This window comes from Pararhizobium sp. O133, from assembly GCF_051669845.1.
Classification (GTDB): domain Bacteria; phylum Pseudomonadota; class Alphaproteobacteria; order Rhizobiales; family Rhizobiaceae; genus Pararhizobium.
In genome coordinates this window covers 3,706,000-3,731,772 of sequence record NZ_CP196426.1, presented here as the reverse complement: position 1 = coordinate 3,731,772, position 25,773 = coordinate 3,706,000, and the positions used below count along the sequence as shown (strand labels likewise).

General features: G+C 61.3%; 27 protein-coding genes. 14 read left to right on the top strand and 13 right to left on the bottom strand.

The genetic code is table 11. The annotated features are described in order from the left end of the window. Positions 1-3: 3 nt before the first annotated feature. From ACST81_RS18000 to ACST81_RS17980, 5 genes are all read right to left on the bottom strand, one after another. A complete protein-coding gene (locus ACST81_RS18000) occupies positions 4-3,000 on the bottom strand; it encodes a calcium-binding protein (RefSeq protein ID WP_438749585.1) in 2,997 nt (998 codons plus the stop codon). A gap of 218 nt (positions 3,001-3,218) precedes the next feature. Continuing rightward, positions 3,219-4,031, bottom strand: coding sequence for an ATP-dependent Clp protease proteolytic subunit (locus ACST81_RS17995; RefSeq protein WP_438749583.1), 813 nt, complete (start codon positions 4,029-4,031; stop codon positions 3,219-3,221). Next, positions 4,028-5,308 (bottom strand): hypothetical protein, encoded by a 1,281-nt coding sequence (locus ACST81_RS17990; RefSeq protein ID WP_438749581.1) that lies wholly within the window; start codon positions 5,306-5,308, stop codon positions 4,028-4,030. The genes ACST81_RS17995 and ACST81_RS17990 overlap by 4 nt, the downstream gene beginning before the upstream one ends. A gap of 90 nt (positions 5,309-5,398) precedes the next feature. Next, positions 5,399-5,803 (bottom strand): VOC family protein, encoded by a 405-nt coding sequence (locus ACST81_RS17985; protein WP_438749580.1) that lies wholly within the window; start codon positions 5,801-5,803, stop codon positions 5,399-5,401. 144 nt (positions 5,804-5,947) lie between these two features. After that, on the bottom strand, positions 5,948-6,454 hold the full coding sequence (locus tag ACST81_RS17980; protein ID WP_438749579.1) for a hypothetical protein: 507 nt from the start codon (positions 6,452-6,454) through the stop codon (positions 5,948-5,950). 258 nt (positions 6,455-6,712) lie between these two features. Between ACST81_RS17980 and ACST81_RS17975 the strand changes: the two genes are divergently transcribed. Then, positions 6,713-6,907, top strand: a complete 195-nt coding sequence (locus tag ACST81_RS17975) for a hypothetical protein (RefSeq protein ID WP_438749578.1) — start codon at positions 6,713-6,715, stop codon at positions 6,905-6,907. Between the two features lie 99 nt (positions 6,908-7,006). Here ACST81_RS17975 and ACST81_RS17970 read toward each other — a convergent pair whose 3' ends face one another. Together ACST81_RS17970 and ACST81_RS17965 are read right to left on the bottom strand one after the other, a co-directional pair. Then, positions 7,007-7,897, bottom strand: coding sequence for a dihydrodipicolinate synthase family protein (locus ACST81_RS17970; protein WP_438749577.1), 891 nt, complete (start codon positions 7,895-7,897; stop codon positions 7,007-7,009). Positions 7,898-7,977: 80 nt separating this feature from the next. After that, positions 7,978-8,307, bottom strand: coding sequence for a hypothetical protein (locus ACST81_RS17965; RefSeq protein ID WP_438749576.1), 330 nt, complete (start codon positions 8,305-8,307; stop codon positions 7,978-7,980). Positions 8,308-8,550: 243 nt separating this feature from the next. Here ACST81_RS17965 and ACST81_RS17960 point away from each other — a divergent pair, with 243 nt between their 5' ends. The 6 genes from ACST81_RS17960 to ACST81_RS17935 all read left to right on the top strand — a co-directional run bounded on the left by ACST81_RS17960 (position 8,551) and on the right by ACST81_RS17935 (position 15,369). After that, complete coding sequence (locus ACST81_RS17960; protein ID WP_438749574.1) at positions 8,551-9,150, top strand: superoxide dismutase; 600 nt, start codon at positions 8,551-8,553, stop codon at positions 9,148-9,150. Positions 9,151-9,551: 401 nt separating this feature from the next. Further along, entirely contained in the window at positions 9,552-10,403 is an 852-nt protein-coding gene (locus ACST81_RS17955) for a metallophosphoesterase (RefSeq protein WP_438749573.1), read from the top strand. A gap of 50 nt (positions 10,404-10,453) precedes the next feature. Beyond that, positions 10,454-11,506 (top strand): type I restriction endonuclease, encoded by a 1,053-nt coding sequence (locus ACST81_RS17950; RefSeq protein WP_438749572.1) that lies wholly within the window; start codon positions 10,454-10,456, stop codon positions 11,504-11,506. A 131-nt stretch (positions 11,507-11,637) separates the two neighbouring features. Further along, a protein-coding gene (locus tag ACST81_RS17945) for an IS5 family transposase (protein WP_438749571.1) occupies positions 11,638-12,395 on the top strand; the annotation gives its coding sequence in 2 pieces (ribosomal slippage) (positions 11,638-11,971 and positions 11,971-12,395; 759 coding nt in all). Positions 12,396-12,441: 46 nt separating this feature from the next. Continuing rightward, positions 12,442-14,643 carry a calcium-binding protein gene (locus tag ACST81_RS17940; RefSeq protein ID WP_438749570.1) on the top strand — a complete coding sequence of 734 codons (2,202 nt, stop codon included), beginning with the start codon at positions 12,442-12,444 and terminating at the stop codon, positions 14,641-14,643. A gap of 156 nt (positions 14,644-14,799) precedes the next feature. Continuing rightward, positions 14,800-15,369 (top strand): NUDIX domain-containing protein, encoded by a 570-nt coding sequence (locus tag ACST81_RS17935; RefSeq protein ID WP_438749569.1) that lies wholly within the window; start codon positions 14,800-14,802, stop codon positions 15,367-15,369. Here the strand turns inward: ACST81_RS17935 and ACST81_RS17930 are convergent. The 4 genes from ACST81_RS17930 to ACST81_RS17915 form a co-directional block, all read right to left on the bottom strand. After that, the gene (locus tag ACST81_RS17930; RefSeq protein ID WP_438749568.1) at positions 15,362-16,018 is read right to left on the bottom strand and encodes a glutathione S-transferase family protein; all 657 of its coding nucleotides are present in this window, start codon (positions 16,016-16,018) and stop codon (positions 15,362-15,364) included. The genes ACST81_RS17935 and ACST81_RS17930 overlap by 8 nt on opposite strands. Next, a complete protein-coding gene (locus ACST81_RS17925) occupies positions 16,015-16,455 on the bottom strand; it encodes an SRPBCC family protein (RefSeq protein WP_438749567.1) in 441 nt (146 codons plus the stop codon). Before ACST81_RS17925 ends, ACST81_RS17930 begins: the two co-directional genes overlap by 4 nt. Then, positions 16,452-16,790, bottom strand: a complete 339-nt coding sequence (locus ACST81_RS17920; protein WP_438749565.1) for an ArsR/SmtB family transcription factor — start codon at positions 16,788-16,790, stop codon at positions 16,452-16,454. The genes ACST81_RS17925 and ACST81_RS17920 overlap by 4 nt, the downstream gene beginning before the upstream one ends. Before the next feature lie 180 nt (positions 16,791-16,970). Next, entirely contained in the window at positions 16,971-17,672 is a 702-nt protein-coding gene (locus tag ACST81_RS17915) for a helix-turn-helix transcriptional regulator (protein ID WP_438749564.1), read from the bottom strand. Positions 17,673-17,820: 148 nt separating this feature from the next. Between ACST81_RS17915 and ACST81_RS17910 the strand changes: the two genes are divergently transcribed. From ACST81_RS17910 to ACST81_RS17895, 4 genes are all read left to right on the top strand, one after another. Continuing rightward, positions 17,821-18,459: a LysE family translocator gene (locus tag ACST81_RS17910; RefSeq protein ID WP_438749563.1), complete on the top strand. Its 639-nt coding sequence runs from the start codon at positions 17,821-17,823 to the stop codon at positions 18,457-18,459. Positions 18,460-18,633: 174 nt separating this feature from the next. Then, positions 18,634-19,071: a c-type cytochrome gene (locus ACST81_RS17905; RefSeq protein ID WP_438749562.1), complete on the top strand. Its 438-nt coding sequence runs from the start codon at positions 18,634-18,636 to the stop codon at positions 19,069-19,071. Between the two features lie 93 nt (positions 19,072-19,164). After that, positions 19,165-20,082 carry a c-type cytochrome gene (locus tag ACST81_RS17900; RefSeq protein ID WP_438749561.1) on the top strand — a complete coding sequence of 306 codons (918 nt, stop codon included), beginning with the start codon at positions 19,165-19,167 and terminating at the stop codon, positions 20,080-20,082. 304 nt (positions 20,083-20,386) lie between these two features. Beyond that, positions 20,387-20,728, top strand: a complete 342-nt coding sequence (locus ACST81_RS17895) for a type II toxin-antitoxin system HicB family antitoxin (protein WP_438753665.1) — start codon at positions 20,387-20,389, stop codon at positions 20,726-20,728. A 133-nt stretch (positions 20,729-20,861) separates the two neighbouring features. On the opposite strand, the gene ACST81_RS17890 is transcribed toward ACST81_RS17895, so the two are convergent. Beyond that, the gene (locus tag ACST81_RS17890) at positions 20,862-21,365 is read right to left on the bottom strand and encodes a GNAT family N-acetyltransferase (RefSeq protein ID WP_438749559.1); all 504 of its coding nucleotides are present in this window, start codon (positions 21,363-21,365) and stop codon (positions 20,862-20,864) included. A 141-nt stretch (positions 21,366-21,506) separates the two neighbouring features. Between ACST81_RS17890 and ACST81_RS17885 the strand changes: the two genes are divergently transcribed. Both ACST81_RS17885 and bla read left to right on the top strand, forming a co-directional pair. Then, the gene (locus ACST81_RS17885; RefSeq protein ID WP_438749558.1) at positions 21,507-21,755 is read left to right on the top strand and encodes a hypothetical protein; all 249 of its coding nucleotides are present in this window, start codon (positions 21,507-21,509) and stop codon (positions 21,753-21,755) included. After that, positions 21,739-22,623: a class A beta-lactamase gene (gene bla / locus ACST81_RS17880; RefSeq protein ID WP_438749557.1), complete on the top strand. Its 885-nt coding sequence runs from the start codon at positions 21,739-21,741 to the stop codon at positions 22,621-22,623. Before ACST81_RS17885 ends, bla begins: the two co-directional genes overlap by 17 nt. Before the next feature lie 165 nt (positions 22,624-22,788). On the opposite strand, the gene ACST81_RS17875 is transcribed toward bla, so the two are convergent. Then, complete coding sequence (locus tag ACST81_RS17875; protein WP_438749555.1) at positions 22,789-25,131, bottom strand: glucose/quinate/shikimate family membrane-bound PQQ-dependent dehydrogenase; 2,343 nt, start codon at positions 25,129-25,131, stop codon at positions 22,789-22,791. A gap of 341 nt (positions 25,132-25,472) precedes the next feature. Between ACST81_RS17875 and ACST81_RS17870 the strand changes: the two genes are divergently transcribed. Next, complete coding sequence (locus tag ACST81_RS17870) at positions 25,473-25,715, top strand: hypothetical protein (protein ID WP_438749553.1); 243 nt, start codon at positions 25,473-25,475, stop codon at positions 25,713-25,715. Positions 25,716-25,773: the final 58 nt, after the last annotated feature.

Genomic DNA, 25,773 nt, shown 5'->3' with positions numbered 1-25,773 from the left:
GTCTCAGATCAGGATGAAATCACTGGTCGAGAGCGTCTTGACGGTCTGCAAAATGGCGACGAGTTCGAGATCGGCCACTGTCCCCTTGCCGTCCACATCGAACCAGAGGCGGCCATTGTCGCTTTCGAACAGGAACGTACCTTTCGTGCCGGTCGCGACGGGATCGGCACCAACCACGAGGGTGACCGTCTTGTCCGCCGCGGCGATGCCGTAGTCGCTCCGATCGATCGCCAGCTTGTCCTGGCCGCGGGTGAAATCTGTGATGACATCGCCAAAGTCGCTGCGCCCATGGACGTCGAAGACGAACTTGTCGTTCCCCTTTCCGCCCGTTAGCCAATCGTCACCCTCTCCTCCGTTCAGCGTATCATTGCCGTCTCGGCCGTGGAGCACGTCGTCGCTTTCGCCTCCCTTGAGGATATTCGCATTGGCGTCACCGCGAATGTCGTCGTCTAGCGCACTGCCTTCGATAATCTCCACGTTCTTGACCGTCAGGCCGAGAGCCAACCCGTTGTTCCTGCTCTGGGTCATCAGATCAATGATGACGAAGCCTGACCCGACGAAGGGTTCCTCGAACGACAGCGTGTCCGTCCCGGAGCCGCCATCGAACACATCCTTGCCGATAGGGGTGAAAACATCCTTGCCGGCCGTTGATGTGCGGGCCAGGATATCATCGCCCTTGTCGCCGTAGAGCTTGTCGCTGCCAGCGCCGTCCTTGAGCAGATCGTTGCCACCGGCGCCCTTCAGGATATCGTCGCCGCCATTGCCGACGAGAAAATCGGCCAGTTCGCCGCCGGTCACGGTGTCCGTGCCTTTGCCGCCTTGGTAGCTGAGCATCTCGAAAGCATTAAACGACGTCGCGGCGTCGATATCGACCTTCCCGGTCGAGAAGACGAAACTGATATCCTTTGTCTGTTCAGAGGCGTTTAGGATGATCACATCGCTGCCAGCACCACCATCTGCCCTGTCGCCGACGCCGGTATAGACGAGGTCGTCGCCGGCCCCGCCATAAACCTTGTCCTTGCCACCGCTGAGGCCATAGGCATCAGCGTATAGGGTGTCGTTGCCGGCGCCGCCTTTGATCGTGTCATTGCCCTTGCCACCGCGCAGATCGTCGTTCAGGCCGCCGCCGGTGAAGACGTCGTTGCCGCTGCTTCCAACCAGCGCGATCCGCTCGACATTCTTGACCGTGACAGGTGCATTGGCAACCGTAACGAGGCTGGAAAGCTGGAAGGTGATGCCTGTCGTATATTTGCTGAAATCGAGCGAGGCAAAGTCGATACCTGCCCCAGCCTGGAGATTGAGCTTCTTGGTCCATTCCGTACCGTAGAAACTGTCGTCTCCCGTTCCCAGATTGACCGTGTAATTGCCGACCCAGGTGGTGTCATATGGGTCGCTTGCATAGACGCTGTCGTTGCCATCGCCCGATGAGATGATATTGGTGCCTTCATTGTCGTAGATGAGATCGTCGCCATCGCCTGACGTCAGGTTATCGTTGCCGTCGCCCCCATACAACTTGTCCGCCCCTGCGGTGCCGATCAACGTATCGTTACCCCTGTCTCCGTGGAAGGTGACGCTCAGTGCGGATCCGACGGATTTGACGACATCATCCTGCTCGCCAAACCACACGTCATAGTGCTCGAAATTCTTGAGAGTCATGCCGCCGGTTATTGTCGCCGTCGTCCCGGTCACCGAGAAAATCTGATCTTGTCCATAGTCGCGATAGATATCGACGGTGTCCGTACCGCTGCCGCCGTCCGCGAAATGGCTGCCGCCCCAGCCCATGATCACCGTGTCGTTGCCGCTGCCGCCGTAGATCGTGTCCTTGCCCGCCGCGCCACTAATGATGTCATCGCCGGCACCGCCATCGATCCAGTCGTTGCTGGTATTGTCGATGGTGACCACATCATTCCCAGCACCGGTGCTGATCTTGTAGGAATTAATATCCGCATTGGGGATGTCGCTACCGGCGCTCTTATCCAGCCATTCAGACAGGTAAACGGAAACCACATCATTCCCGGCACCGGTCGTAATCTGGTGGGAAACGTCGTCCAATAGCTCGATTGTGAGATGTTCGAAGCCGGTGAATGATGTTCCGTTCTTGAGCGTGGTGATCTCGGTGGACGCCTTGGCTGTGAAATTCTCCGTCAGGCCATGCAGCACCAGGCGATCGCTGCCGCTGGAATCCGTAATGGTATCCTTGCCGGAGCCTGCCGAGACGGTGTCGTCACCGCTGCCGCCTTCAATGATATCGTTGCCGCCGCCGCCGGAAAGTTGATCATTTCCCGAACCACCATTCAGCGTGTCGTTCCCATCGCCCCCATACAGAGTGTCATCGCCGCTGCTGCCGGAAAGGTAATCCGTGCCGCTGCCGCCAGAAAGGTTGTCCGAGCCGAGGCCGCCGTAAAGCTTGTCATTGCCATCGCCGCCGTCCAGCCAGTCGTCTCCCCGTTCGCCGGACAGCACATCGTTGCCGCCGCCGCCGTTGAGCGTGTCCGAGTAATGGCCGCCGGTAAGCGCATCTCCGAAGTTGCTTCCGGTTATGGTGAAACGCTCGACGTTGATCACCTGAATGCCACCGGCCAGGGTCTGGGTGGAAATCCAGTCCTTGATGGTGATGTTCAACTTGACCGATGAGAGCGTATAGTCGATTTCGAGCTCATCGCGCCCCGAGCCACCGTCCACGGTTTCACCGGATGCCATCGCCAACGTTCCGAGCCTGATCGTATCCCGGCCGCTGCCGCCGTAATAGCTGTCCTTGCCTTCCCCACCTTCGAGCGTGTCGCTGCCGCTGTTGCCGATCAGCGTATCGTTGCCCTCATCGCCCGCGAGATAGTCACCGCTGAAAGAGCCGGAGATATTATCGTTGCCGGCGCCGCCATAGATTTCATCGTCACCCCCCGCGCCATTGATCTTATCGGCACCCTCCAAGCCCTCAATGAAATCATGGGAATCCGTGCCGACCAGAACATCTTTGTCAGCGGTACCTGTAATGTCGGCCATTCCGATATCCTGTTTGGTCTTTGCGCAGCAGGACTCTTCCTTGCAGCGGGTGTTGAAAGAGCGATGAGTTACGGGTGCGGTGGGTTGGTGGGTGGGCAGCGAAAAGTCTATCGGCGAGTCGCAGAAGCTGCAACCCGCAGAAGAGGGGGGAATCGCAACTTGAAGTCGATTTCGGTGCTTTGTCCGAGTTGAAATTAATTCGGATATGAGCGCAGCCGCTACGGCTTGGTCTCGGCCGTCTTCGTCCCGGCCGTCACCAGTCCGAATTCCTTCATCTCGTCCGCCGTCAGGTAATACAGGCGGTCCGGCGGAGTTTCCATGGCGTGCAGCCAGACGCCGGATTTGATGCCCATGGTTTCGAGATGGCGGCTGACATCGGCGGTGGTGCGCTGGGCGTCGGACATCGCCTGTTCGGGCGAGAGCTTCTGTGTCGAGCCGTTGAAGATCTGGTGGACGCCGACGACGGCGCCTTTGTCGGCCTCGCGGGTGATGCCGCCAGCCATGACGATCGGGCAGGAGGAGGCACAGAGCGCACCGGCGGCGACCTTCGTGCCGAGCTTCTTCTCTCGGATCAGCTTTGACATGGCGAGCGCATCGCTGACCGAGCCGCCGGGAGAGTCGAGCGCGACGGTCTTCACATATTCGCCGCGCGCCTCGATCTCGGCGGCAAAGCGCGCCGCCGCCCCCGGTTCGATCGAGCCTTGCGCCATCAGGATGCCACCGGGCCGGAGCTCGAAACGGATCGGCTGTTTCAGCACGGTCGGATCGGCGGTGATCTCGGAGGGGGCATTGTCCGGCTCGCCCTCGGTCAGGGCCGGCGGCAGGACCGGCGCGGTCAACGGCTGCGTCAGGTCGAGGCCGGGACTGGCATTGCCGGCCGCGCTCAACTCGTTCCAGTCGATGATGATGAAGACGGCGGAGATCGCCAGCAGGGACTGGAAGGCGTGGCGCATCAGCGTGCCGTCATCGACCGAAAAAAGTGAGCTTTTCAGCCGCTGTCCCAAACTTTGCAGACGTGCCTGCGCCGTCATTTGCGCGGTCCCTTGCCGGAGAGGTCGAAGCTGGTGATGTTGGACTGGTCGCGTGCTTCCGCTTCCGTGATCGCCGTCTCGATATCGATGCCGCTACGCTGCAGCGCCTTTTGCACTTCCAGGGCCTCAAGAAGCTCGGCGGCGGTGATCCGCTCGGCAAAGGGCAGGCTCTGTTCCTGCCGTCGTAGTGCGCCATGGGCGATCGACAGCATGAAGACCAGCACGGCCGGCAAGAGGTCGATGGCGATGGCACCGGCCCAGCTCGGGATGAAATCGGGGGCATAGCGCAACACGGCGGCGGCCGAAGACAAGGGCACGAACCGCCGTTCACCCACCGGCTCGCGCGTCAGGATCTGGTCGGCGGCTTCCGACAGCACCTTGGACTGGGCGGCAACGGAGGTGCGGATGGTCTCCATCACCTGATCCTGCCGGTTGGCGAGATCGGCTTCCGTGCCGCTCGCGACAGGCGCGATGAAGCCGAGCGACAGGTCTTCCGCCGCGCGTTTCACCGAGGCTGCGATCGAGGTCTGTTCCAGCGCGGTGATCGTGCCGGTCAGCGCCACGACTTCGGCCGCGAACTGGTCGGCGCGCGGATCGATGGCGCCGGGGGCGGAAACCAGCCCGCGCATGGTGGCCAGATGTGCCTGGCCCTCGCCGAACAGCGACGCGACCCGTTCACGCGATGCCGAAATTCCGGTCTCCAGTTCGTTCAACTGGGCGGCCATCTGGCCAAGCAGTTGCACGACGCTGCCGGCGCCGGTCGTGCCGGTCAGCGCGCCGCTTTCCCGCTCCTGGTCGGATAGGCGCTGGAAGCGTTCGGATGTGCGCTGGATGTCGGGCAGCAGGCTTTGGGCCGCGAGCGCGTTCTGGTGGGCCCGGTCGAGGTCGGCGGTATAGTCCTCCAGGGTTTCGGCCAGATGCTGTTCGAGCGCGGCCGAGCCGGCGAGTGCTGCCGCATTCAGCCAGCTCGACATGGCAATGATCATGGCGCAGCCGAGCGCCATGACGCCGATCATCGCGCCGCGCCCGCCAGCCCCGGTCACATGCGGATAAAAGCGCGCCATGTAACTCCAGAACGCATAGATGGCGACGGAGACGGCGCTGGAATAGATGAGGGCCGCGAAGAACACGGCGGTGGCCGAGCCGTCGAGGATCGAGCGGACCCCGAGATAGGTATAGACGCCCGACGCCAGAGCCAGGACGGCGAGCGCGAAGCGGGTCATGGTCTCGACGGCTTCGATCCCGTCCTGCAAGCGATGCGATGCGCCCAGCGCCATATGGATGTTCCCGGTTTGTCGTGACTTAACAAACCATTAAAATCCCGGCGAAATGAAGGCTATCGACTCCAGCCGGCCGGGGCTTTGTGCTCACGCCGGCCTGATGGTCACATCAGCGGCGGAGCGCACGTTCGGGCCATGGTGCACGGCCTCGATATTGTTGCCGTCGGGATCGAGGATGAAAGCGGCATAATAGCCGGGATGATAGGGCCGCTCGCCCGGCTTGCCGTTGTCGGTACCGCCATTGGCGAGCCCGGCCGCGTGGAAGGCATTCACCTCCTCGCGGGTCTTGGCCTGGAACGCGAGGTGCAGGCGGCTGACAGTGTCGTCGGCGGCATCGACATAGAGTTCGTCGGCGGCAAACGCCGTGTCGCTCTCATGCTGGATGTCGACGCCGACGGTCGTGAGCACGGCCCGGTAGAAGCGTTTCGACGCGGCGAGGTCCCCGACGCGCAGATGGACATGGTCGATCAACCGTCCCCGATGAAATTCCATCGTCTTTCTCCCTGAAAAGTGGATTGTGCATGAACGCTGAATGCGGACGAGGGTTCCGTTGGGGGAAGTGGGTGGGTTTTATTCGAAGCGCTTGAGAGGGGGGTAAGCCTCCTCAAACTCGGAGCCCACCAAGCAAACCCCGTCTCAAGCCGGCACCCCAGGCGCGCCCGCGCGGCGATGCATCACCCAGGCCTGCAGACAGATGCCGGCAAGGAAAATGACGGCCCAGATGGCCGTGACCGTCTGCACCGGAGGCGAATCCGGGCCGTTACCGATCGGGCTCTCCGGCGGTAGGCGCGACAGCGTCTCGTTGATCGCCGGCACCATCAGCAGGAAGAAGGTGAACGACATCGACAAAGCCTGCAGGTAACGATTGAGCCGGCCGAACCAGCCGAGCCCGGCGATCACGATGGAGAAGATCGTCGCCAGCATCGCGAGGATGCCGATCGCATGGCCGGCATTGAAGCCGCCGGTGCTCGAAAGGCCGAAGGAGGTGATGGCGGAGAGAAACAGCGTGATGACGTAGATCCGCCCCGAATTGGTTTTCGGAATGATCGCCGTATACTTCGAAAAGGAATAGAGGCCGGCAACGACCGGAACGACGCTGATGACGGTGTGGACAATACCCAGCGTGGACAACGGATTGGCCATGAAATTTCCCCTGAATGATGAATGTCGCAAATATCGATGGGTACGAAATCAAGCGGGACAGCGGCGCAATATTGCCTAAGGCGGCCCGGCGGGAGTTTGTTCTGTTCCGGATTGTTGCGCAATGGGTTAGTTTTGAAACGTGGATCGCAGGAGCGGTTTCAAGTCGAAGCGTGCGTCGCGCATGAACGCCGCAGACGTCACGCTGTGGAACAATCTCGCGCCTGTCTGGTTTATCATCCTTGTACAAAGGGGAGTGCTATGGGTCAGCAATACCATCCTGTCGACAACGACGAACTTCTGTCGGAAGCCGAGCGGGCCTTCGATTTATCCGCCCGTAAAGCGTCGATGCAGAAACATGTCTCTGCGACGGAGCCCGAAGAACCCGTCCGCCGTTCGCTATTTCCCGCGCTCGCCGGCTTGTTCTCGCTTGGTGGCGTCAACGGACGGCCGTAAAGGCTGGCTTTCGAATGCCGGATTCTACGATGGAATCGAATGTGCCGGCGAAGCATAGGGCCGCATCGGAAATGTCAATAAAATCAACAGTTGTCGTCCTCACACGTCCGCCAAACTCTCCAGCGCCGTCTGCAATCTCACCCGCTCGCCGTCTGCCAGAGGCAGGATCGGACGCGGCGGTTGATGCGGGCTAAGGCCCAGGATGTTGGCAGTGGCGTGGACGACGCGGTAGCTGCTGAGTTCGCGGAACAGGGTCCAGAAGGGTTCGAACAGGCCGTTGATACGGGGGACCTCCGCCGTATCGCCGGCTTGTGCTGCCCGCATCAGCTTGACGGACGGTTCCGGCAGCAGTCCGGCGATGACGCTGTACCAGGTGACGCCGCCGGCAAGGATGGCGTTTGCCGCCAGCCAGTCGCCGCTATAGCCGATGGCAAAGCTCGCGGGGACGACCGCCTTCGTTGCCTGGTGCGCGGCAGCGATGTCGGCGGCGGGCAGCGCTGGGTTCTTTACCGCGACGATCGTATCAACCTCCGCAAGCCGGGTGAGCAGCGCATTGCCGATAGTGAAATGCGTCGTGCCGGGATTGTTGTAGACGCTGAGCGGAAGGTCCGTTGCTCCGGCAACGGCGGCATAATGCTCGAAAACTTCGTCGTCGGTCAGCGGCGTGTAGGAAGCGGGCGCCATCAAGAGGCCCTGCGCGCCGGCATCGCGCGCGTCACGGGCGAGCGCCACCGCCTCGTCTGTGCGAAGCGCGCCGATGCCGACGATCAGCGGCGTGCGACCATTGAGGCATTCGGTGGCGGTCTCGATCGCCCGCCGCCGCTCGCTACGGGAGAGGTACATGTAGGATCCGGTGCTGCCGAGCAGGCCGACGCTATCGACGCCGGCCGTGTCGATCCGTTGCAGCAGGACGTTCAGCGCGCCGGTATCGACGCGTCCCTGTCTGTCCATGGGCGTGATCGGGAAGGCGGACAGGCCGTGAAACAGCATGGCGGAATCTCGTGTTGCGCGATGATGCCTCATCTGTGACGGCATGCCGGACCGAAATCAACGTCGGGATTGTCCCGGTGTCATTTTGCCGGCGTTTTCAGCATGTCTTCGGTCAGCTCGCCGCCGAGTTCCACGGCTTTCGTCTGCTTGTTGTAGACGCAGATCTGGCTGATCCTGCCCTCGGCGCCCTTTGGTTTGCCGCTGACGAGCGCCAGCCCGAAACTTTCCGAGCCGAAGGGATCGACGACGGCCTGGGGCGTCTCGATGGAGCCGGCAGCCGCTTCCAGGCATTTGGCCGAGACATCCGCGCGCATCGCTTCCCAGGCATCGTCCGAAGATGCAAGGACAGCGGTCGGAAAGAGGCTGGCGGCAAGCAGGGCGATCGCGGCGGACCGATAGTGGAAAGACATGTGATTCCTTGAATTGATTGCGGGACGGGTCGCCCACAAGCCTGGAAGAGGATCGTGTCCATTCTGTGCCCCTGCCGGTAAATGGAACAATCGCCAGCAAAAAGTATTTTCCAAGCCTGTAGCGAAATTTGGCATGGCGCCGGTTGCCTGTTGCGGCGGTGGTCCCTATGTTCCGGCTCACAGATTTCCGTCATGAATTCCAGCCCGGCTTTCATGAATCCCGCCAGCAGAGGAGACACCACCATGGCTTTCGAATTGCCGAACCTGCCTTACGACTATGATGCGCTCACCCCTTACATGTCGCGCGAAACGCTCGAATATCACCACGACAAGCACCACCTGGCTTACGTGACCAACGGCAACAAGCTCGCCGAGGAAGCCGGCCTTGCCGATCTCTCGCTCGAGGAAATCGTCAAGAAGTCCTACGGTACCAACCAGCCGCTGTTCAACAATGCCGGCCAGCACTACAACCATCTGCACTTCTGGAAGTGGATGAAGAAGGGCGGTGGCGGCAAGGACCTGCCGGCCAAGCTCGACGCGGCCATCAAGTCCGATCTCGGCGGCTATGACAAGTTCCGCGCCGATTTCATCGCCGCCGGCGCCGGTCAGTTTGGTTCGGGCTGGGCCTGGCTCTCCGTCAAGGGCGGAAAGCTGGAAATTTCCAAGACCCCGAACGGCGAAAACCCGCTGGTGCATGGCGCATCGCCGATCCTCGGCGTCGATGTCTGGGAACATTCCTATTACATCGACTACCGCAACGCGCGTCCGAAGTATCTCGAAGCCTTCGTCGACAGCCTGATCAACTGGGACTACGTGCTCGAGCTTTACGAAGCCGCTGCGTAAGGCGCGGTCACTGGACATCAGAACCCGGCAGCGATGCCGGGTTTTTTGTTGCTGGTGAAGGCATTCTCGGGCGATTCTGTAGGCAACCTTAAGAAATCGAACAGCGACTATCTCCTCCGTCATTCCTGTGCCTGTCACAGGAATCCAGCAGGCCCAAGTCCTTGGGCCGGAGAAGTCTTTTCGCAGCGCAGACGCGCTGCGGCTGGATACCCGCCACAAGGGCGAGTATGACGGAGAGTGGGGAACTGCTTCGTCAAATCATCGGCTTGAGAGGTCTCAGCAGCCCGCATCCGACGGCACTATAGCGTGTATTTCTTAATTGCGTGTCATCCCCTTTACGCGATCGTGCCGGACAGAAGTGACGTCACCAAACCGTCACGCAGCTCCGTTATCCAGCCGCCATGACAACAGAAAATCCCGTTCTTCGCTTCGGCGTCATCGCCGACCCGCAATATGCCGATATCGAGCCGGACGAGGCGATGAACCGGTATTGTGCCGCAAGTCTCGCCAAGGTGTCCGAGGCCGTCGCAACGTTCAATGCGACCGAGCTCGATTTCGTCATCACGCTCGGCGACATCATCGATCGCGGCTGGGAGAATTTCGACGCCATCCTCTCGGTCTATGATGACTTGCGTCACAGGACCCTGTTCCTGCTCGGCAATCATGATTTCGCGGTCGCGCCGCAGCGTCTCGCCGAGGTCTCCACCCGCCTGTCCATGCCGGCCAGCTACCACGACTTCGCCATCGGCAGATGGCGTTTCGTCATCCTCGACGGCAATGATGTCAGCGTCTTCTCCGCCCCCGCCGGTGATCCGCGCTCGGTGTTGGCGGCGGAACGGCTGCGCGGGCTGCAGGCGAACGGCGCCATCAATGCCCATCCCTGGAATGGTTCGCTCAGCGATGCACAGTTTTCCTGGCTGTCCGGCGTCCTCGAAAAAGCTGAATCCGATGGCGAATCCGTCCTGATCCTTTGTCATTACCCGATCTTTCCGCCCAATCGGCATAACCTCTGGGACAGCGAGCGCCTCCTCGATCTCCTGACCGGTTTTTCCTGCTTCCGCGGCTATGTCTGCGGCCATAACCACGACGGCAATTTCGGCGAAGCCGCCGGCCGTCCTTTCGTGGCCTTCAAGGGCATGGTCGATACGCCGGACGAAAACACCTTCGCGATCGTCGAACTCTTCGAGGACCGGATAGAGATAAAAGGCTTTGGGCGGGAGGAGAGCAGGACGCTGACTCGGACGGTGGGTTGACGTTCGCTTGTAGTTCGGCAACTCTACACGAATAACGGGTTGGGAGACTCATGAGCACGATCGAAGAAAGCTTGCGCGCTATATCTGAGCGTGTGAAGTCGCATTCCAGTACAATGGTGACCGAGGAAGCCGTTAAAACGGCGGTCGTATTGCCGTTTTTCCGATGCCTTGGATACGATGTGTTCGACCCGTCAGAGGTAATCCCCGAGTTCACCGCTGATGCGGTTGGCAAGAAGGGTGAGAAAGTCGATTATGCGATCAAGATCGACAATGAGATCCGTATTCTGGTCGAGTGCAAGCCCATATCAGTTGCTCTAGAGAAAAAACATCTGGACCAGCTCTACCGATATTTCAGCGTAACAAATGCGAAATTTGCCATTCTGACAAACGGGCGGACATTTAATTTTTACACCGACCTGGAGGCACCAAACAAACTTGATACGAGGCCGTTTTTCGTTTTCGACGTGACCGATTTCAATACCGGAATTGTGACCGAGTTGCGTAAATTCGAAAAGGCGGCGTTCGACGTAAACGCCATTCTCGCTACGGCGGAACGGTTAAAATACACCTCTGGCGTTAAGCAGGTGATTTCCAAGCTCATTGAGGAGCCCACCGAGGAATTTGTTAAAATGGTTGCCAGCAGTGTTTACGAAGGTCGGATGACGGCACAGATCAGAGAACTGATGACGGGTGTTGTGCGCGCCGCCTTCCGTGAGGTCATCATGGATACGGTGAAAAACCGTCTTTCAAATGCGTTGGCGGACACAGTTGAGGTCATTGAGAAGATTGACGAGCCCGTAGCCGAGGATCCCGAAATCGTAACCACCGATGACGAGCGGGAAGGTTACATGATTGTGAAGGCCATTGTGCGCGACACTATCAGCCCGAAGCGCGTGGTGATGCGGGATGCCAAATCATACTGTGCGGTGCTCATCGATAACAATAATCGGAAACCTCTTGTGAGGCTGCACTTCAACAGATCGGTTAAGTACATAGGGCTGTTTGACGGAGAAGTAGAAGAGCGTTTGATCATAGATTCCTTGGATCAGATTTACGATCATACCGACCGATTGCGCGCCACTGCCAAGAAATATAACGATTAAACTTCGACAGCTGAGACACCACCGCCCCCCCTTGAGCCCATTTCCTCCGCCTGCTAGGCTCAGACCCTATTGATTAAGCCTCTTCCCAATTTGGCTGGGTTTTGATTCACTCACGGCAGGAGGATTTTGCCATGAGTGATTTGTTTTTGCTGACGCCATCACAGTTTGGCCGGATCAGGCCCTATTTTCCGCTGGCTCACGGCATCCCGCGCGTTGACGACCGCCGGGTGGTGAGCGGTATTATTTACGTTTTAAAATATGGACTTCAGTGGAAAGATGCGCCGAAAGAATATGGTCCGCACAAGACGCTCTACAATCGCTTCATTCGCTGGAGCGAGTTGGGCGTCTTCAACCGGATCTTCGAAGCGCTTGCGGGCAAAGCCGGTCAGCCTGACAGGCTGATGATCGATGCCACCCATTTGAAAGCTCACCGAACCGCAGCCAGTCTGCAAAAAAAGGGGCTCTTTCCCGCTGTATCGGACGAACAAAAGGCGGCCTGAATTCCAAGCTGCATGCCGTCACCGATGGGCTGGGACGACCTTTGCTGTTCTTCCTCACCGCAGGCAATGCCAGCGACTATCAGGGTGCACGACACCTTCTCGATCGTCTGCCAAACGCCAGGGAACTGCTGGCAGATCGTGGCTACGATGCCGATTGGTTTCGCAACGGACTGAAAGACAAAGGAATTTCACCCTGCATTCCCCCGCGCAAGAAACGCAGGAACCCAGCCGACTACGACAAAATCCTCTACAGGCAACGCCATCGCATCGAGAACATGTTCGGCAGGATCAAGGATTGGAGGCGCATCGCGACCAGATACGACCGATGTGCCCACACATTCTTCTCAGCAATCCTCATCGCAGCAACCTGCTGCTATTGGCTCGATTAATGAGTCCTGAGCCTAATCAAATCCAGTCCCGACGGAGGAGAAACCGGTGCCGATCAAGCGGCTGGGTACGGACAGCATCGTCAACACCACGACGTCAGGCAGTCAGATCGTGTCGCAGGTGACCGGTCTTGCCGATGGCGGCTATGTGGTGATCTGGCGGTCGGATACGCCGTCGAGTGGCCAGGATATCTTTGGGCGCATCTTCAAGGCCGATGGCAGCCCGGCCGGCGGCGATTTCGTGTTGAACGCCATCACGGACAAGAACCAGGTGATTTCCACCGTCAGCGCGCTGCCCAGCGGCGGTTTCGTTGCGCTCTGGACCTCCTTTGATGCGGGCGACGGTTCGTCATCGTGCATCCGCGCCCGGATATTCGGGGCGGATGGCGATCCGGCTGCGGTTGAATTCATCGTCAATTCGACAGCGGCGGCAAGCCAGACGCGGCCCGCCGTGACGGTGCTAGAGGATGGGCGCTTCGTCGCCATCTGGCAGTCCTATGACACAGGCGACGGCGATCCGACCTGCGTCCGCGCGCGGCTGTTTAATGCCGATGGTGAGGCCACGGGCGCGGATTTCATCGTCAATACTACCGCGACGGGCGCGCAGATCACGCCGGTCATCACGGCGCTTGGCGATGGCCGCTTCATGGTCGCCTGGGCGTCGGAGGATACGGGCGATGGCAGCGGCGGCTGCGTTCGCGCCCGGATCTTCGACGTGGACGGCACGGCGGCGAGCGGCGATTTCATCGTCAACAGCACGATTTCCGACGGCCAGACCAATCCGGGCCTCACGGTTCTCGCCGATGGCCGCGTGCTTGTCATTTTCGAGTCCGACGATATCGGTGATGGTGCGCTCGGCTGCATCCGCGCGCGTATTCTGACGAAGGACGGCGTGCCCACCGGCCCGGATTTCATCGTCAATTCCACCACCGCCACCAACCAGGTCGATCCGAAGATCGTGGCGCTTGCCGATGGACGTGCCGTTGCCGTCTGGTATTCCGGCGATGCCGGCGACGGGTCGTCCTATTGTGTGCGCGCCCGCCTGTTCAATGTCGACGGCAGCCTGTCCGGCGACGATTTCGTCGTCAATACGGTGAGCGCCGGCAAGCAACTCAATCCGGCGGTGGCGGCATTTGCCGACGGCCGGTTCGTCGTGACCTGGCAGTCCGAGGATGGTGGCGATGGGAGCGGCACCTGCATCCGCCAGCAGGTCTTCGACCCCACCGAGTTCCACGCCACGGCCGTCGGCGGGACCTTTGCCGGCGGAAATTTTTCGGACACGATCGTCGGTGCCGGCGCTGCCGACACGTTTTTCGGGCTCGGCGGCAATGATGTCATCAGCGGTGGCGCCGGCAACGACATCCTGAATGGCGGCGCCGGCGCGGATCGCCTGACGGGTGGTCTGGGCAACGATATCTTTTACGTAAACACGCAATCCGACGTCGTCATCGAAGCCGCGGGCGAAGGACGTGCTGACCGGGTGACGGCATCGGCGAGCTACGTCCTGTCGAAGACGGCGGATATCGAAGTCCTGCGCACGACATCGGCCGGCGGCACGGCGGCGATCAACCTGACCGGCAATTTGATGCGACAGGATATCACCGGCAATGCCGGCGACAACATCCTGCACGATGGCGGAAAGGGTGCTGCCGATGTGATGCGCGGCCTCGGTGGCAACGACATCTACCGTGTTTTCAATGCGGCGGATTCAATCGTCGAAGGGTCGGCGGAGGGTGGCGCCGACCGGGTGATGGCGGCGGTGGATTACCGGCTCGGCGCTGGCATCCATGTCGAAATCGTGACCACCAACGGCGCGAGCGGCACCGCGCCCGTCGATCTGGCGGGCAACGAGTTCGGCCAGCAAATCATCGGCAATGCGGGCCACAACCGGCTGGAGGGCCGGGGTGGAAGCGACACGCTGCGCGGCTTTGCCGGCGATGATACCTTCGTTTTCAACACGACGCCCGGCGCCGGCAATGTCGATACGATCATCGATTTCAACCCCGCTGACGACCGCTTCCTGCTCTCCGACGCGATCTTCACGGTGCTTGCGCCCGGAACGCTTGCCTCATCCGCGTTTCGCGCCAATACGAGCGGGCTGGCCGGGGATGCCGACGACCGGATCATATACGACACGGCAACCGGCAAGCTGTTCTATGATGCCGACGGCAGCGACGGAATGGCGGGCATTGCCCTTGCCGTCGTGGCAGCGGGCCTTGGCCTTACCCATGCCGACTTCGCCATCGCGTGAGCGAACCGAAGCGATGTGGATGACGCCGCGCATGGGTTTGCGTGTTTCCAGCAACTCGCTAGATTGGCGCCGCCTACAGCGCCGCGGGTCAAATATGACGCGCAAAGGTCGCTGTAACACTTTTATGCAGTAAGCCTCCAACCCCGGAACCCAGCCATGCCGTTGATCACCATCGAAAAAGCCGAAAAATTCTATGATGGCTGGAGCAAATGCTATCTGCTGCACCTGCTCGACCGGCACGGCAAGAGACGGACCTACCAGATCGAGGACCATGGCGCGGTCGCCTGCGTGCTGCCCTATGATCCGGAGCGCAAGGTGGCTATCCTCGTCTATCAGGTGCGCCCGCCGCTGATCTTCGCCGGCGAGACCGAACGGCTTTACGAGGCGCCGGCCGGCGTCATCGAAACCGAAGGCGCGGAGGAATGCGCCCGCCGCGAAGCGCTGGAAGAGGCGGGTGTCGCCGTCAAGTCGCTCGAATATCTCGGCAGTTTCTGGGTTTCGCCCGGCATCTCGACGGAACGCAGCAGCATCTATCTCGCCCCCTACAGCCTCGCCGACCGGGTCGAGGATGGCGGCGGGCTGGCGGCCGAGCACGAGGATATCGAGGTGCATGAACTGCCGTTGGCGAAGCTCGCCGAGATGGCCGACAGTTTTCAGATCAGCTGCATGAAAACCTTCATCGCCATCCAGGCGCTGCGCACACGTTACCCGGATTTGTTCAAATAGGGCGTTCTCGATCCGCCGCCGCGAAATGCGCCATCTGGTCCGCATGGGCCTTGGTGAAGGCGGGACGCGTGGTGGCGCGGGTGACGTAGCGGCGGCAGGCGGGGTAGGCCGCCAGACCATCGAAGCGATCGACGAGGCGCAGCACGTCGGCCATCAGGATGTCGGCGACGCTGAAACCGCCTGCCAGCCATTCTCGATCCGTGAGTACCGTTTCCATATGCGTCAGCCGATGTTTATGGAGGAAGTCGTCGAGGAAGGTCCAGCCGGGCGTGTCGCTGGCATGGCCCATGAATTTGAGCAGGGACCAGGGCAGGCTTGCCATTTCGACGGAATTGAGCGCCGCAAACAGCCATTCCAGGACTTGCGCCCGGCCGCGCGGATCGGTCGGCATCAGCGTGTCGCTGCGCTCGGCCAGATGCAGCAGGATCGCGCCGCTTTCGAAGATCGAAATCCCGTCATCGGTCAGCCAGGGCACCTGGCCGAACGGCTGGTGGGAAAAATGCTCCGGCCCGCGATCCTTGAAGGGAGCGCTCTCGACGCGGTAGGGAAGGCCGGCTTCTTCCAGGGCCCAGCGGACGCGAATGTCGCGGACAAAGCCGCGCGGCATCTCGGGAACCCAGTCGTAGGTCGTCAGGATCAGGTCGCTCATATCTTTTCTCCCAGGAAAACAGGCAGTTTATCGAGCAGGCCGCACCAGCCGGTCTCGTGGCTTTGGCGCGCCTCCTCGTCGGGCAGGTTCGCGTGGATCAACGTCAGTTCGGTACCTCCGTCGATCGGTTCGAGCAGGAACGTGACGAGCGATTCCCGCTCCGGCATGTCTGGCCATTCCCAGGTGAAGACCAGCTTGCGGTCGCGAATGACCTCCTTGTAGATTCCGGTCGGATTGTGCTCGTCTCCGTTCAGGAGGCGGAAGACGATGCTGAAGCGACCGCCCGGTCGCACGTCGGCTTCAACACTGAGCGTCGGCCCGGCATCCGGCCCCCACCATTGCAGCATCTGCGAAGGCTCGGTGATTGCCTGGAAAATCCGCGCTGGCGTCGCCTTGATTCGCCGCACGATGGTCACGCTCGGCAGGTGCTTCGTCATTGTTCGTCATCCTCTTCGACAAGCGCGGCAAGGCGGTCGAGACTGACCGTCCAGAGCCGTTCGTAGCGCCGCAGCCAGTCCATCGCTTCCTGCATCGGCCCGACCGAGAGATGGACCGAGACGGTGCGGCCCGTCTTCGTTCGTGTGATCAGTCCTGCATCCGACAGGACATCGAGATGCTTCATCAGGCCGGGAAGCTTGAGGGAAAGCGGCCGTGCGAGTTCGCTCACCGACACACCCGGCTCGCCTTCCAGCCGTGCCAGAATACCCCGCCGCGTCGGGTCGGAGAGCGCGGAAAACGTGCGGTCCATGCCGGATGTTAAATACTTCGCCATGTGGTGAAGTATTTCAGCGGAATGGGACGGAGTCAATCCTCCATCGGCTACGGCCGGGCCGGACGGTTTGAACTTTCCGTCGTTGCTTCTTTCGACGGCTCTAAAGGCCGCGCGGTCATCTGCCAGGGACGTGAAGTTTTATTTTCGGGATGCATGCAAACGTGGCTTTCGCGGCGTTGATCAGGGCCCGGCCATCCCGCCATTCACCGTCCATCCGCGGATCCACAGGTCTCTCAGGCCGTCGCCCTCGCCGCGAAAGTGATCGTCCATTGGTTCGCAGCTTTCCACCCGGTCGGCGCGGAAGTTGCGGATGGCGGCGCGCAACTCGCACCAGCCGACCATGACGGCCGTCGCCGAATAATAGATCAGCGCCAGCGGGCGGATGGTGCGTTCGGTGGCGCGGCCGAGTTCGTCGCGGTAGTCGATCAGCAGCTTGCATTCGTCGCGGATCGCCCTGCGGACCAAGGCGAGGTCGAGACCCGAGGGCGGCGGCGTGATCGTGCCCCAGGCGTGCAGCGCGTTCGATTGCAGCGTCTGGCGTAGCGGTGTCGGCATGGCGCCGGCGATCTTCTGGTTGACGCGCTTGGCGGCCGCTTTCAGTTCGTCGTCGCCGGTGCGCTCCAGGAGCGCCAGCGCCAGCACGATCGCCTCCGTCTCCTCGATCGAAAACATCAGCGGCGGCAGGTCGAAGCCGGGCCTCAGGATATAGCCGATGCCGCGTCCGCCTTCGATCGGCACGCGCATCGCCTGAAGAGCTGCGATGTCGCGGTAGATCGAGCGCACCGTCACCTCCAGCCGTTCGCCGATCTGCGCCGCCGTCACCGGGCGCGCCGAAAGCCGCAGAATCTGGATGATCTCGAACAGTCGCGATGCCTTGCGCAAGCATCTCCTTTCTGGCTCGATTGAAGCATTCCGATGAAGGCTCCTGACAGAACCCTGTCGGTTGGGGCAGGTTATAGAATGTCTGAAAGCGCTTGAAAAACAAGTGCTCCTTTCCAGGCTTAAGCCTCTGCAAAGACGGACAACTGACATGACCTACGCGGAAAATCTCTGGCTCTTCTTTACCCTTCTGTTCGGCATCATCATCGTGCCCGGCATGGACATGGTCTTCGTCATGGCCAATGCGCTGACCGGCGGTCGCGCCTCGGGATTGTCGGCAACCGCAGGCATCATGGCGGGCGGCATCTTCCACACACTCTACGCCGCTCTCGGCGTCGGTTTCCTGCTGCATCTCGTGCCGCAACTCTTCAATGTCCTGCTTCTGGCGGGCGCGGCTTATATCGCCTGGATTGGCGTTTCGCTCGCCCGCAGCAGCATCGCCATTGCCTCGGTGGAGCCGGGCGCGCGGCTGTCGCTCTGGACCAGTTTCCGCCGTGGCGCGCTGACCAGCCTTCTCAACCCGAAGGCCTATCTGTTCATGCTCGCCGTCTATCCGCAGTTCTTGAAACCCCAGTTCGGGCCGCTCTGGTCGCAGGTGCTGGTCATGGCGATCATGATCTCGGTGACGCAGCTCGCCGTCTATGGCAGCCTCGCGCTCGCCGCCGGAAAGAGCCGCAACGTCATCGTCGCCAGCCCGCGCGCCACCGCAATCATCGGCAGGACGGTCGGTGTTGTGCTGATCGTGGTGGCGGCGCTGACGGCCTGGCACGGATGGGTGACACCGGCTTGATCGCCATACAAAGGATGCTCCTGTTAAATCAAGCCGTTGCACCCGCTGAAATAAATTCGATCTCAAAAAAATGTTACTTTCATCGCCAACGCAAAATGCAATCATGCTGGCGCATCGATCAAGAGAACCCGCTTGCCGAATCCGGGAGGCGTCTCGCCAGAGTTGGAGATTTGGATGAAGCTGAAAACGATACTGACGGCAATGGTGATTGCAGGCTGCGGCGCGAGCGCCGTCATTGCCGCGGATGACCCGGTCAAGGTCCGCGAAGGGCTGATGAAGGGGATCGGCGGATCGATGGGGGCACTTGCCGGCATCGCCAAGGGTCAAAAGCCGTATGACGCCGACGTCGTGAAGACGGCGCTGACGACAATCAGCACCAATATCAAGGCCTTCCCGGATCAGTTCCCGGCCGGCTCCGACGCCAATTCGGAAGCGAGCCCGAAGATCTGGGAAAACATGGACGACTTCAAGGCCCATGCCGCCAAGCTCGGCACCGACGCCGATACGTTGCTGGCGCAGCTTCCGGCGGACCAGGCGGGCGTTGGTGCTGCCGCCGGCATGCTCGGAAAGGATTGCGGCGCCTGTCACGAGCTCTATCGCATCAAGAAGTAGCGATAGAGCTTTCTCCTTCAACGCGATCGATCAGGCGCCCGGCATTTCGCCGGTGCGCCTGATCCACTATAATACCGACGGCGGGAGAGACGGATGGGCACGCGGGTTCGAAGACTGGTATCGACGGTGGTTTTCCTCGGCGTCGTCGCTGCCGGCGCCGGCTGGTTCCTGACAAAACCCGAGCCTTGGCCGGCCGCACATTGGGAAGGCCTCGGCAATCCGGATATTGCCAATGGCGAACAGATCTTCTGGGCAGGCGGCTGCACGGGCTGTCACGCCGCCCCGAAATCCGAAGGCGACGCCAAGCTGGTCTTGTCCGGCGGTCTGCCGCTGAACAGCCCTTTCGGCACCTTCCATGTGCCCAATATCTCTCCCGATGAAACAGCCGGGCTCGGCAACTGGACGCTCGCCGATTTCGGCAATGCGATGACGCGCGGCGTCGGTAAGAAGGGCGAACATCTTTACCCGTCCTTTCCCTACGGCTCCTATGCCCGGCTGGCGCCGAAGGATGTCAACGACCTCTGGGGCTTCCTGAAGACGCTGCCGAAAAGCGCCAATGTCGCCGCGCCGCATGACCTGCCATTTCCGTTCAACATCCGTCTGGCGCTTGGCGGCTGGAAGCTTTTGTTCTTCACCGACAAGCCGCGCGTGACGGTCGATACGAGCGATCCGAAGCTCGCCCGTGGCCAATATCTGGTCGAAGGCCCCGGCCATTGCGGCGAATGCCACACGCCGCGCAATGCGCTCGGCGGTTTCGAGAGCGCGCAATGGCTCGCCGGCGCGCCCAATCCGGAAGGCCAGGGCCGTATTCCCAACATCACGCCGGGCTCGAAGAGCATCGGCTCGTGGAGCGAAAGCGATATCGTCAGCTATCTCGCAACCGGTTTCACACCCGAATTCGATTCCGTCGGCGGCTCGATGGTCGAGGTGCAGCGGAACATGGCCAGGCTGCCTGCCAGCGACCGCGAGGCGATCGCCGCCTATCTGAAGGCGGTGCCTGCGGTGGAGTAGTGCTTGCATTTTATGCAAGCATTCAGATTGCTGACAAACTCTCAAGCCGGTTGTTTGAGAACGAGGCATCCCCCTCTCTCCGTCATCCTCGCCCTTGTGGCGGGGATCCAGCGACCCGACGTCCGTCGGGTCGAAAGACTCTTTCAGCCCAGGACTTGGGCTGGCTGGATTCCCGTGACGAGCACGGGATGACGGAGAGGATGGTGGCTCCGCACGTCCCAAATGACGTCGAAGTCGCGGAAAGATGACTTTGTCAGCAGTCTGGATGCTTGCAATTAATGCAAGCATCCTTATGCTCGGCAGCATGAACACCATGTCCTACAAGGGCTACACCGCCCGCATCGAATTCGACGCCGCCGATGAAATCTTTTTCGGCAAGCTGGCCGGCATTGCCGACGGTGTGGGTTTCCATGCCGATACGGTCGCGGACCTGAAGACTGCCTTCCACGAGGCCGTCGATGATTACATCGAGACCTGCGCGAAGATCGGCAAGGACCCACAGAAATCTTATTCCGGAAAGATGATGTTCCGCGTCGATCCCGACGTGCATGCCCAGGCGGCAAAGGCTGCGGAACTATCCGGCAAGAGCCTCAACCAATGGGCCGCCGAGGTTCTGAAAAAAGCTGCCGCGTCCAAGGCTGCGTGATCGGCTGGGAAGGGTCGCCTCGTCATCGAATCTCCCTTACTGAGGCATGATGTCCGCCCGCCCGACATGCCACGGCAGCTGCAGATGCCGGGCATGAGGGGTAAGGGAGCACGGTGCGTTGTCAGGCCGTTCATCACGCCAGCGTCTGCAGGTAGCGCATGCCGGTCACCGGGCCGGGGGTGAAGTTTTCCGATTCGTAGAAGCGGTGAGCCTGGAAGTTGCCGGTGGCGGCGCTGACGGAGAGGTAGGTCGCGCCGGCCATGCGTGCCTGTTCGCGCGCCTTGCCGACGAGGTGGCGGCCGATGCCGGTGCCGCGATGGGCGGCGCGGACGTAGAGATGATGCAGTTCCATGCCGCGCGCGCCCTGCTGGGCACGGTAGAGCGGAACGAGAATGGCGTAGCCGATCAGTTCGCCGCCGGCTTCCGCCACCAGCGCCGTGATCCAGGGCATGCGGCCGAACAGGTCGCGCTCGAGATTTTCCGGCGTGACGACGGCGGCGTCGCCGTGATGGGCGGCAAGCTCGGCGATCAGTTCGCGGAGCGCCGGAAGGTCGCGTTGCTTGGCGGTGCGGATGGTGACCATGGGGGCACGTGTCGCCGGATGGAGGAGGGAAGTCGGGGTGGCGGTCTGCAGCATTTCGAGGCTCCTTAGGGCTTTGCGCCATCAGGTGCCGTCAAAAACAAAAGCCGCCTGATGGCGGCTTGTTGAACGAGATCAGACAGCCGCACCTATGGGAGCAGCGTAAAATACCAACGGTTGATGTTCGCGGATCTGATCATGGCGGGCAATTTGTCCTTTTCCTGGATTTTGTCAACCGGAATCTTGTCGGCGTTTACCGCTGCGGCGAAAACAAGATTCCGGACTGCCGCTTTTCCGGCCAAGACCGGCCACATTCGCTCTCTACGCATCATCGCCAGCGACGATCCAACCGCTGCGGAACGGTTAATATTCATTAGCCTGATCAACGACTTGGTGTCGCCCGTTGAATCATTCCGGGAGAACCCTTCACATGTCCTTCATGCTTAATCGCAGGTCTTTCATCATCGGCTCCAGCCTGCTTCTGCCTGCCGCCGGATTGGCGCCTGCAATGGCCTTTGCCGCCGGCATCGATGTCAAAAAACAGCTTGCCGCGCTGGAAAAGCGCACCGGTGGTCGTCTCGGCGTCCATGTTCTCGACACGAAAACCAAGGCCTCCTTCGCGCACCGGCCTGACGAGCGCTTTGCCATGTGCTCGACCTTCAAGGCGCTGGCGGCGGCGTTCGTGCTGGCGCGGGTCGACAAGGGGCAGGAGAAGCTCGACCGGCGCATTCCGATTTCCAAGGGCGATCTCCTATCCTATTCGCCGGTCGTCGAGAAACGTGTCGGCGGCGGCATGACGGTTGCCGAACTCTGTGATGCCGCGGTGACGATGAGCGACAATGCAGCCGCCAACCTGCTGCTGGCGAGCTTTGGCGGACCGGAAGGCCTGACCGCCTGGCTGCGCACCATCGGCGACAGCATCACCCGTCTCGACCGGACCGAGCCGGAGCTGAACGAAGCGAAGGTCGGCGATCCCCGCGATACGACGACGCCGAGGGCGATGACGGAGACGCTCGGCAAGCTGCTGCTGCAGGATACGTTGTCGCCGTCATCGCGCGACCAGTTTGCCGCCTGGCTGGTCGGCAACAAGACAGGGGGCAAACGCCTCAGGGCAGGGCTTCCCGGCGGCTGGACGGTGGGTGAAAAGACCGGCACCAGCGGCCATGGCGAAGCCGGCGACATCGGCTTCATGCGGCCGACCGAAGGCCATACGATCCTGGCATCGGTCTATATCGCCGAGGGGACGAAAAAGACGAAGGAACTGGAGCCGGTTTTCGCCGAGGTCGGTAAGCTGATCGCAGGAATGGTCGCCTGAAGTCAGTGGCGCAGGCCGGCTGAAGTCGATCTCGTGCCCGGACGAATCTCGATACCGGCATGTCCGACATGACGGATATATGCTATCGTTTCCGGCACCCCTGTCCCATAAAAAAAGCCGGACGTTTGAGACGCCCGGCTTTGCCGCTTCCATTGTACTTAGGGCCTACTTCGCCAGCTTGTACGCGATCACATAATCCCCCGGCTTCGTCCCAACCGAACCATGGCCGCCGGCGACGATGAGGACGTATTGCGTGCCATCGTCGGTCGCGTAGCTCATCGGCGTCGATTGGCCGCCGGCCGGAAGGCGGCCGGTCCAGAGCACCTTGCCGGTGGTCAGGTCATAGGCGCGCAGGTAATTGTCGACGGCAGCGCCAAGGAAGGCGAGGCCGCCCTTGGTGATCATCGGGCCGCCGATGCCGGGCACGCCGACCTTGAAGGGCAGGGGCAGCGGCGTCATGTCGTAAACGGTGCCGTTGCGGTGCTTGTAGGCGATCTCGCCGCTCTTCAGGTCGACCCCGGCGACATAGCCCCATGGCGGTGCCTGGCAGGGAATGCCGAGGGGTCCCAGGAACGGACCCATGAAGACGCCGTAGGGCGCGCCGTCATTGCGGTTGAGGCCCTGTTCGGAGCCCTTTTCATCCTGTTCCTTCGGCGGGATCTGGTCTCGCGGCACGAGCCTGGACGTGAAGGCGAGGTAGGTCGGCATGCCGAACATCACCTGCCGTTCGGGATCGACGGCCACCGAGCCCCAGTTGAACACGCCGAAATTGCCGGGATAGACGAGCGTGCCTTCCAGCGAGGGCGGCGTGTAGCGGCCGTCATATTTCAACCGCGCGAAGTCGATCCGGCAGGCGAGCTGGTCGAACATCGTCACGCCCCACATATCCTTGCCCGTCAGCGGCGGCGGCGAGAAGGTGAGGTCGGAGATCGGCTGGGTCGGGCTGGTGAAATCCTCCGGGATGGCGCCGGTCGGGGCGGGGATTTCCTTCACCGGAATGATCGGCTCGCCGGTGCGCCGGTCCAGCACATAGAGATCGCCCTGCTTGGTCGGGCCGACCAGCGCCGGCACCGTCTGGCCGTCCTTGGCCGTGATGTCGAGCAACACCGGCTGGGCCGGAACGTCCATGTCCCAGAGATCGTGATGCACGGTCTGGCGAACCCAGCGTACAGCACCTGTGGCAAGGTCGAGCGCGACGATCGAGGAGGAATATTTCTCCACCGCCTCGCTGCGGTTCATGCCGAGCTGGTCGGGCACCTGGTTGCCGAGCGGGATATAGACGAGGTTGAGCGCTTCGTCATAGCTGAAGACGGACCAGCTGTTCGGCGAGTTGGTCGTGTAGGTCTGGCCCGCGGGCAGGGGGACGGTCACGTCCGGATTGCCTGAGTCCCAGTTCCAGATCAGCGCACCACTGTCGACATCGAAGGCACGGATGACGCCGGATTGCGACTGGGTCGAATAATTGTCGTTGACGGCGCCGCCGATGATGATCTTGCCGGCGACGATGACCGGCGGCGAGGTCGAGTAGTAGTAGCCGGCCGGATTATATTTCATGCCGGTTTCCAGATGTAGCGTGCCCTTGTCGGCAAAGCTCTCACAAACCTGGCCATTGGCGGTATCGAGCGCGATCAGCCGGGCGTCGGCGGTCGGCAGATAGACCCTTTCGGCGCAGGGGCTACCGGCAACGGCCGTGGGGTCGGCATAATAGCTGACGCCCCGGCAGGTCTGGTGTTGCCGGTCGGGGTTCATGCCGGAATTGGCGTCGAACTTCCACTTCTCCTTACCTGTCGCCGCATCGAGCGCGATGGCAAGATTGTGCGGCGTGCAGATATAGAGCGTGTCCCTCACCTTGAGCGGCGTCACCTGGTAGGTGGTCTCTCCGACATCGTCCGGCCGCTTCACGTCGCCGGTCTGATATTGCCAGGCGACCTCCAGCGTGCCGACATTCTCCGGCGTGATCTGGGCGAGCGGCGAATAACGCTGGCCATAGGGCGTGCGACCATATTGATGCCAGTCGCCGTCTGGCACATTGCCGCCGAGATCGGGCGTCGCTGCCGATGTTCCCGCCGGCAGCTCGCCGGCAAGATCAAGCGGATCCTGCGTCATCGAATAACCGGCAACGACGATCGAGACGATCACCGCCACACCAAGGGGCAGGGCGCTTGCCTTGTACACCTGACCGGTCGGGCTGATGAAACCGAGTTGCCGCCGGATCGCCGGGATCAGCAGCCAGAGCCCGAGCAGGATGATGATGCCGCCGCGCGGGCCAAGCTGCCACCAGTCGAAGCCGACCTCCCAGATCGCCCAGGCGAGCGTGCCGAGGATGAGGAGGGCATAGACGGCGAGCGCCGCCCCGCGCCGGGTAAACAGGAGGAAGGCGGTGACGAGGAAGGCGAGGCCGGCAATGAGATAATACCAGCTGCCGCCGAGCACGATGAGCCAGAGCCCGCCGCCGCCAAGTGCCAGACCGATCAGGGCGAAGACGATGGCCGTCAGAATGAGAAGCATGAGTGGTCTCCCAGAGGTGGAGAGACGTGACGGTATGAACCGTCACGAGACTGGATCCGCTTGCGGGAAAGGCACGCGGAGGATGGAGCGAAGCGGAGCGGTGCGCGTCGAGCAGGAATGCGGGATGCCCAGAAGATCCGTGACAAGGCAACTAACGCGCCATGCCTGCCTTTCAATAGCCACAGTTCGCCCGAGCCATGCATTATGCGCATGTCCGGCATTCCAGAGTTGCGGCAGCGTCAAGGCGGAATGGGTTGCACACTGCCTGTGGATGCGCACCACGGAACGGGTGCCATCCCAACAGGCGCTGCTATTTTGACCGCCAAATACCGGGAGGAACCATGAAAAGACTGCTGACCGTGCTGATCGTTGCCATCATCGCTGTTTTCGGCGTGATCGGTGGCCGCTGGTTGATGTATGTCACCAATACCAGCGACCCGCTGGACGAAGTCGGCATCGAACTGAACAGCCGCGTGCCCGAACCCTTGCGGCAATGGGGCTGCGCCCAGCTGAAATCCAACTTCGAATCCCGCCTGCCGCCCTATGGCTGCGCGGCGGCGGACGGGAGTGGCGGATGGGAGTGATTGGCAGGGCGATCGCATATGGAAAAAGACCCCTCTGGCCTGTCGGCCATCTCCCCAC

Excerpts from the sequence above, each read along its gene's own strand:
- ACST81_RS18000 (WP_438749585.1), bottom strand. The coding sequence starts at position 3,000 with ATGGCCGACATTACAGGTACCGCTGACAAAGATGTTCTGGTCGGCACG.
- ACST81_RS17995 (WP_438749583.1), bottom strand. The coding sequence starts at position 4,031 with ATGACGGCGCAGGCACGTCTGCAAAGTTTGGGACAGCGGCTGAAAAGC.
- ACST81_RS17990 (WP_438749581.1), bottom strand. The coding sequence starts at position 5,308 with ATGGCGCTGGGCGCATCGCATCGCTTGCAGGACGGGATCGAAGCCGTC.
- ACST81_RS17985 (WP_438749580.1), bottom strand. The coding sequence starts at position 5,803 with ATGGAATTTCATCGGGGACGGTTGATCGACCATGTCCATCTGCGCGTC.
- ACST81_RS17980 (WP_438749579.1), bottom strand. The coding sequence starts at position 6,454 with ATGGCCAATCCGTTGTCCACGCTGGGTATTGTCCACACCGTCATCAGC.
- ACST81_RS17975 (WP_438749578.1), top strand. The coding sequence starts at position 6,713 with ATGGGTCAGCAATACCATCCTGTCGACAACGACGAACTTCTGTCGGAA.
- ACST81_RS17970 (WP_438749577.1), bottom strand. The coding sequence starts at position 7,897 with ATGCTGTTTCACGGCCTGTCCGCCTTCCCGATCACGCCCATGGACAGA.
- ACST81_RS17965 (WP_438749576.1), bottom strand. The coding sequence starts at position 8,307 with ATGTCTTTCCACTATCGGTCCGCCGCGATCGCCCTGCTTGCCGCCAGC.
- ACST81_RS17960 (WP_438749574.1), top strand. The coding sequence starts at position 8,551 with ATGGCTTTCGAATTGCCGAACCTGCCTTACGACTATGATGCGCTCACC.
- ACST81_RS17955 (WP_438749573.1), top strand. The coding sequence starts at position 9,552 with ATGACAACAGAAAATCCCGTTCTTCGCTTCGGCGTCATCGCCGACCCG.
- ACST81_RS17950 (WP_438749572.1), top strand. The coding sequence starts at position 10,454 with ATGAGCACGATCGAAGAAAGCTTGCGCGCTATATCTGAGCGTGTGAAG.
- ACST81_RS17935 (WP_438749569.1), top strand. The coding sequence starts at position 14,800 with ATGCCGTTGATCACCATCGAAAAAGCCGAAAAATTCTATGATGGCTGG.
- ACST81_RS17930 (WP_438749568.1), bottom strand. The coding sequence starts at position 16,018 with ATGAGCGACCTGATCCTGACGACCTACGACTGGGTTCCCGAGATGCCG.
- ACST81_RS17925 (WP_438749567.1), bottom strand. The coding sequence starts at position 16,455 with ATGACGAAGCACCTGCCGAGCGTGACCATCGTGCGGCGAATCAAGGCG.
- ACST81_RS17920 (WP_438749565.1), bottom strand. The coding sequence starts at position 16,790 with ATGGCGAAGTATTTAACATCCGGCATGGACCGCACGTTTTCCGCGCTC.
- ACST81_RS17910 (WP_438749563.1), top strand. The coding sequence starts at position 17,821 with ATGACCTACGCGGAAAATCTCTGGCTCTTCTTTACCCTTCTGTTCGGC.
- ACST81_RS17905 (WP_438749562.1), top strand. The coding sequence starts at position 18,634 with ATGAAGCTGAAAACGATACTGACGGCAATGGTGATTGCAGGCTGCGGC.
- ACST81_RS17900 (WP_438749561.1), top strand. The coding sequence starts at position 19,165 with ATGGGCACGCGGGTTCGAAGACTGGTATCGACGGTGGTTTTCCTCGGC.
- ACST81_RS17895 (WP_438753665.1), top strand. The coding sequence starts at position 20,387 with ATGAACACCATGTCCTACAAGGGCTACACCGCCCGCATCGAATTCGAC.
- ACST81_RS17890 (WP_438749559.1), bottom strand. The coding sequence starts at position 21,365 with ATGCTGCAGACCGCCACCCCGACTTCCCTCCTCCATCCGGCGACACGT.
- ACST81_RS17885 (WP_438749558.1), top strand. The coding sequence starts at position 21,507 with ATGGCGGGCAATTTGTCCTTTTCCTGGATTTTGTCAACCGGAATCTTG.
- bla (WP_438749557.1), top strand. The coding sequence starts at position 21,739 with ATGTCCTTCATGCTTAATCGCAGGTCTTTCATCATCGGCTCCAGCCTG.
- ACST81_RS17875 (WP_438749555.1), bottom strand. The coding sequence starts at position 25,131 with ATGCTTCTCATTCTGACGGCCATCGTCTTCGCCCTGATCGGTCTGGCA.
- ACST81_RS17870 (WP_438749553.1), top strand. The coding sequence starts at position 25,473 with ATGAAAAGACTGCTGACCGTGCTGATCGTTGCCATCATCGCTGTTTTC.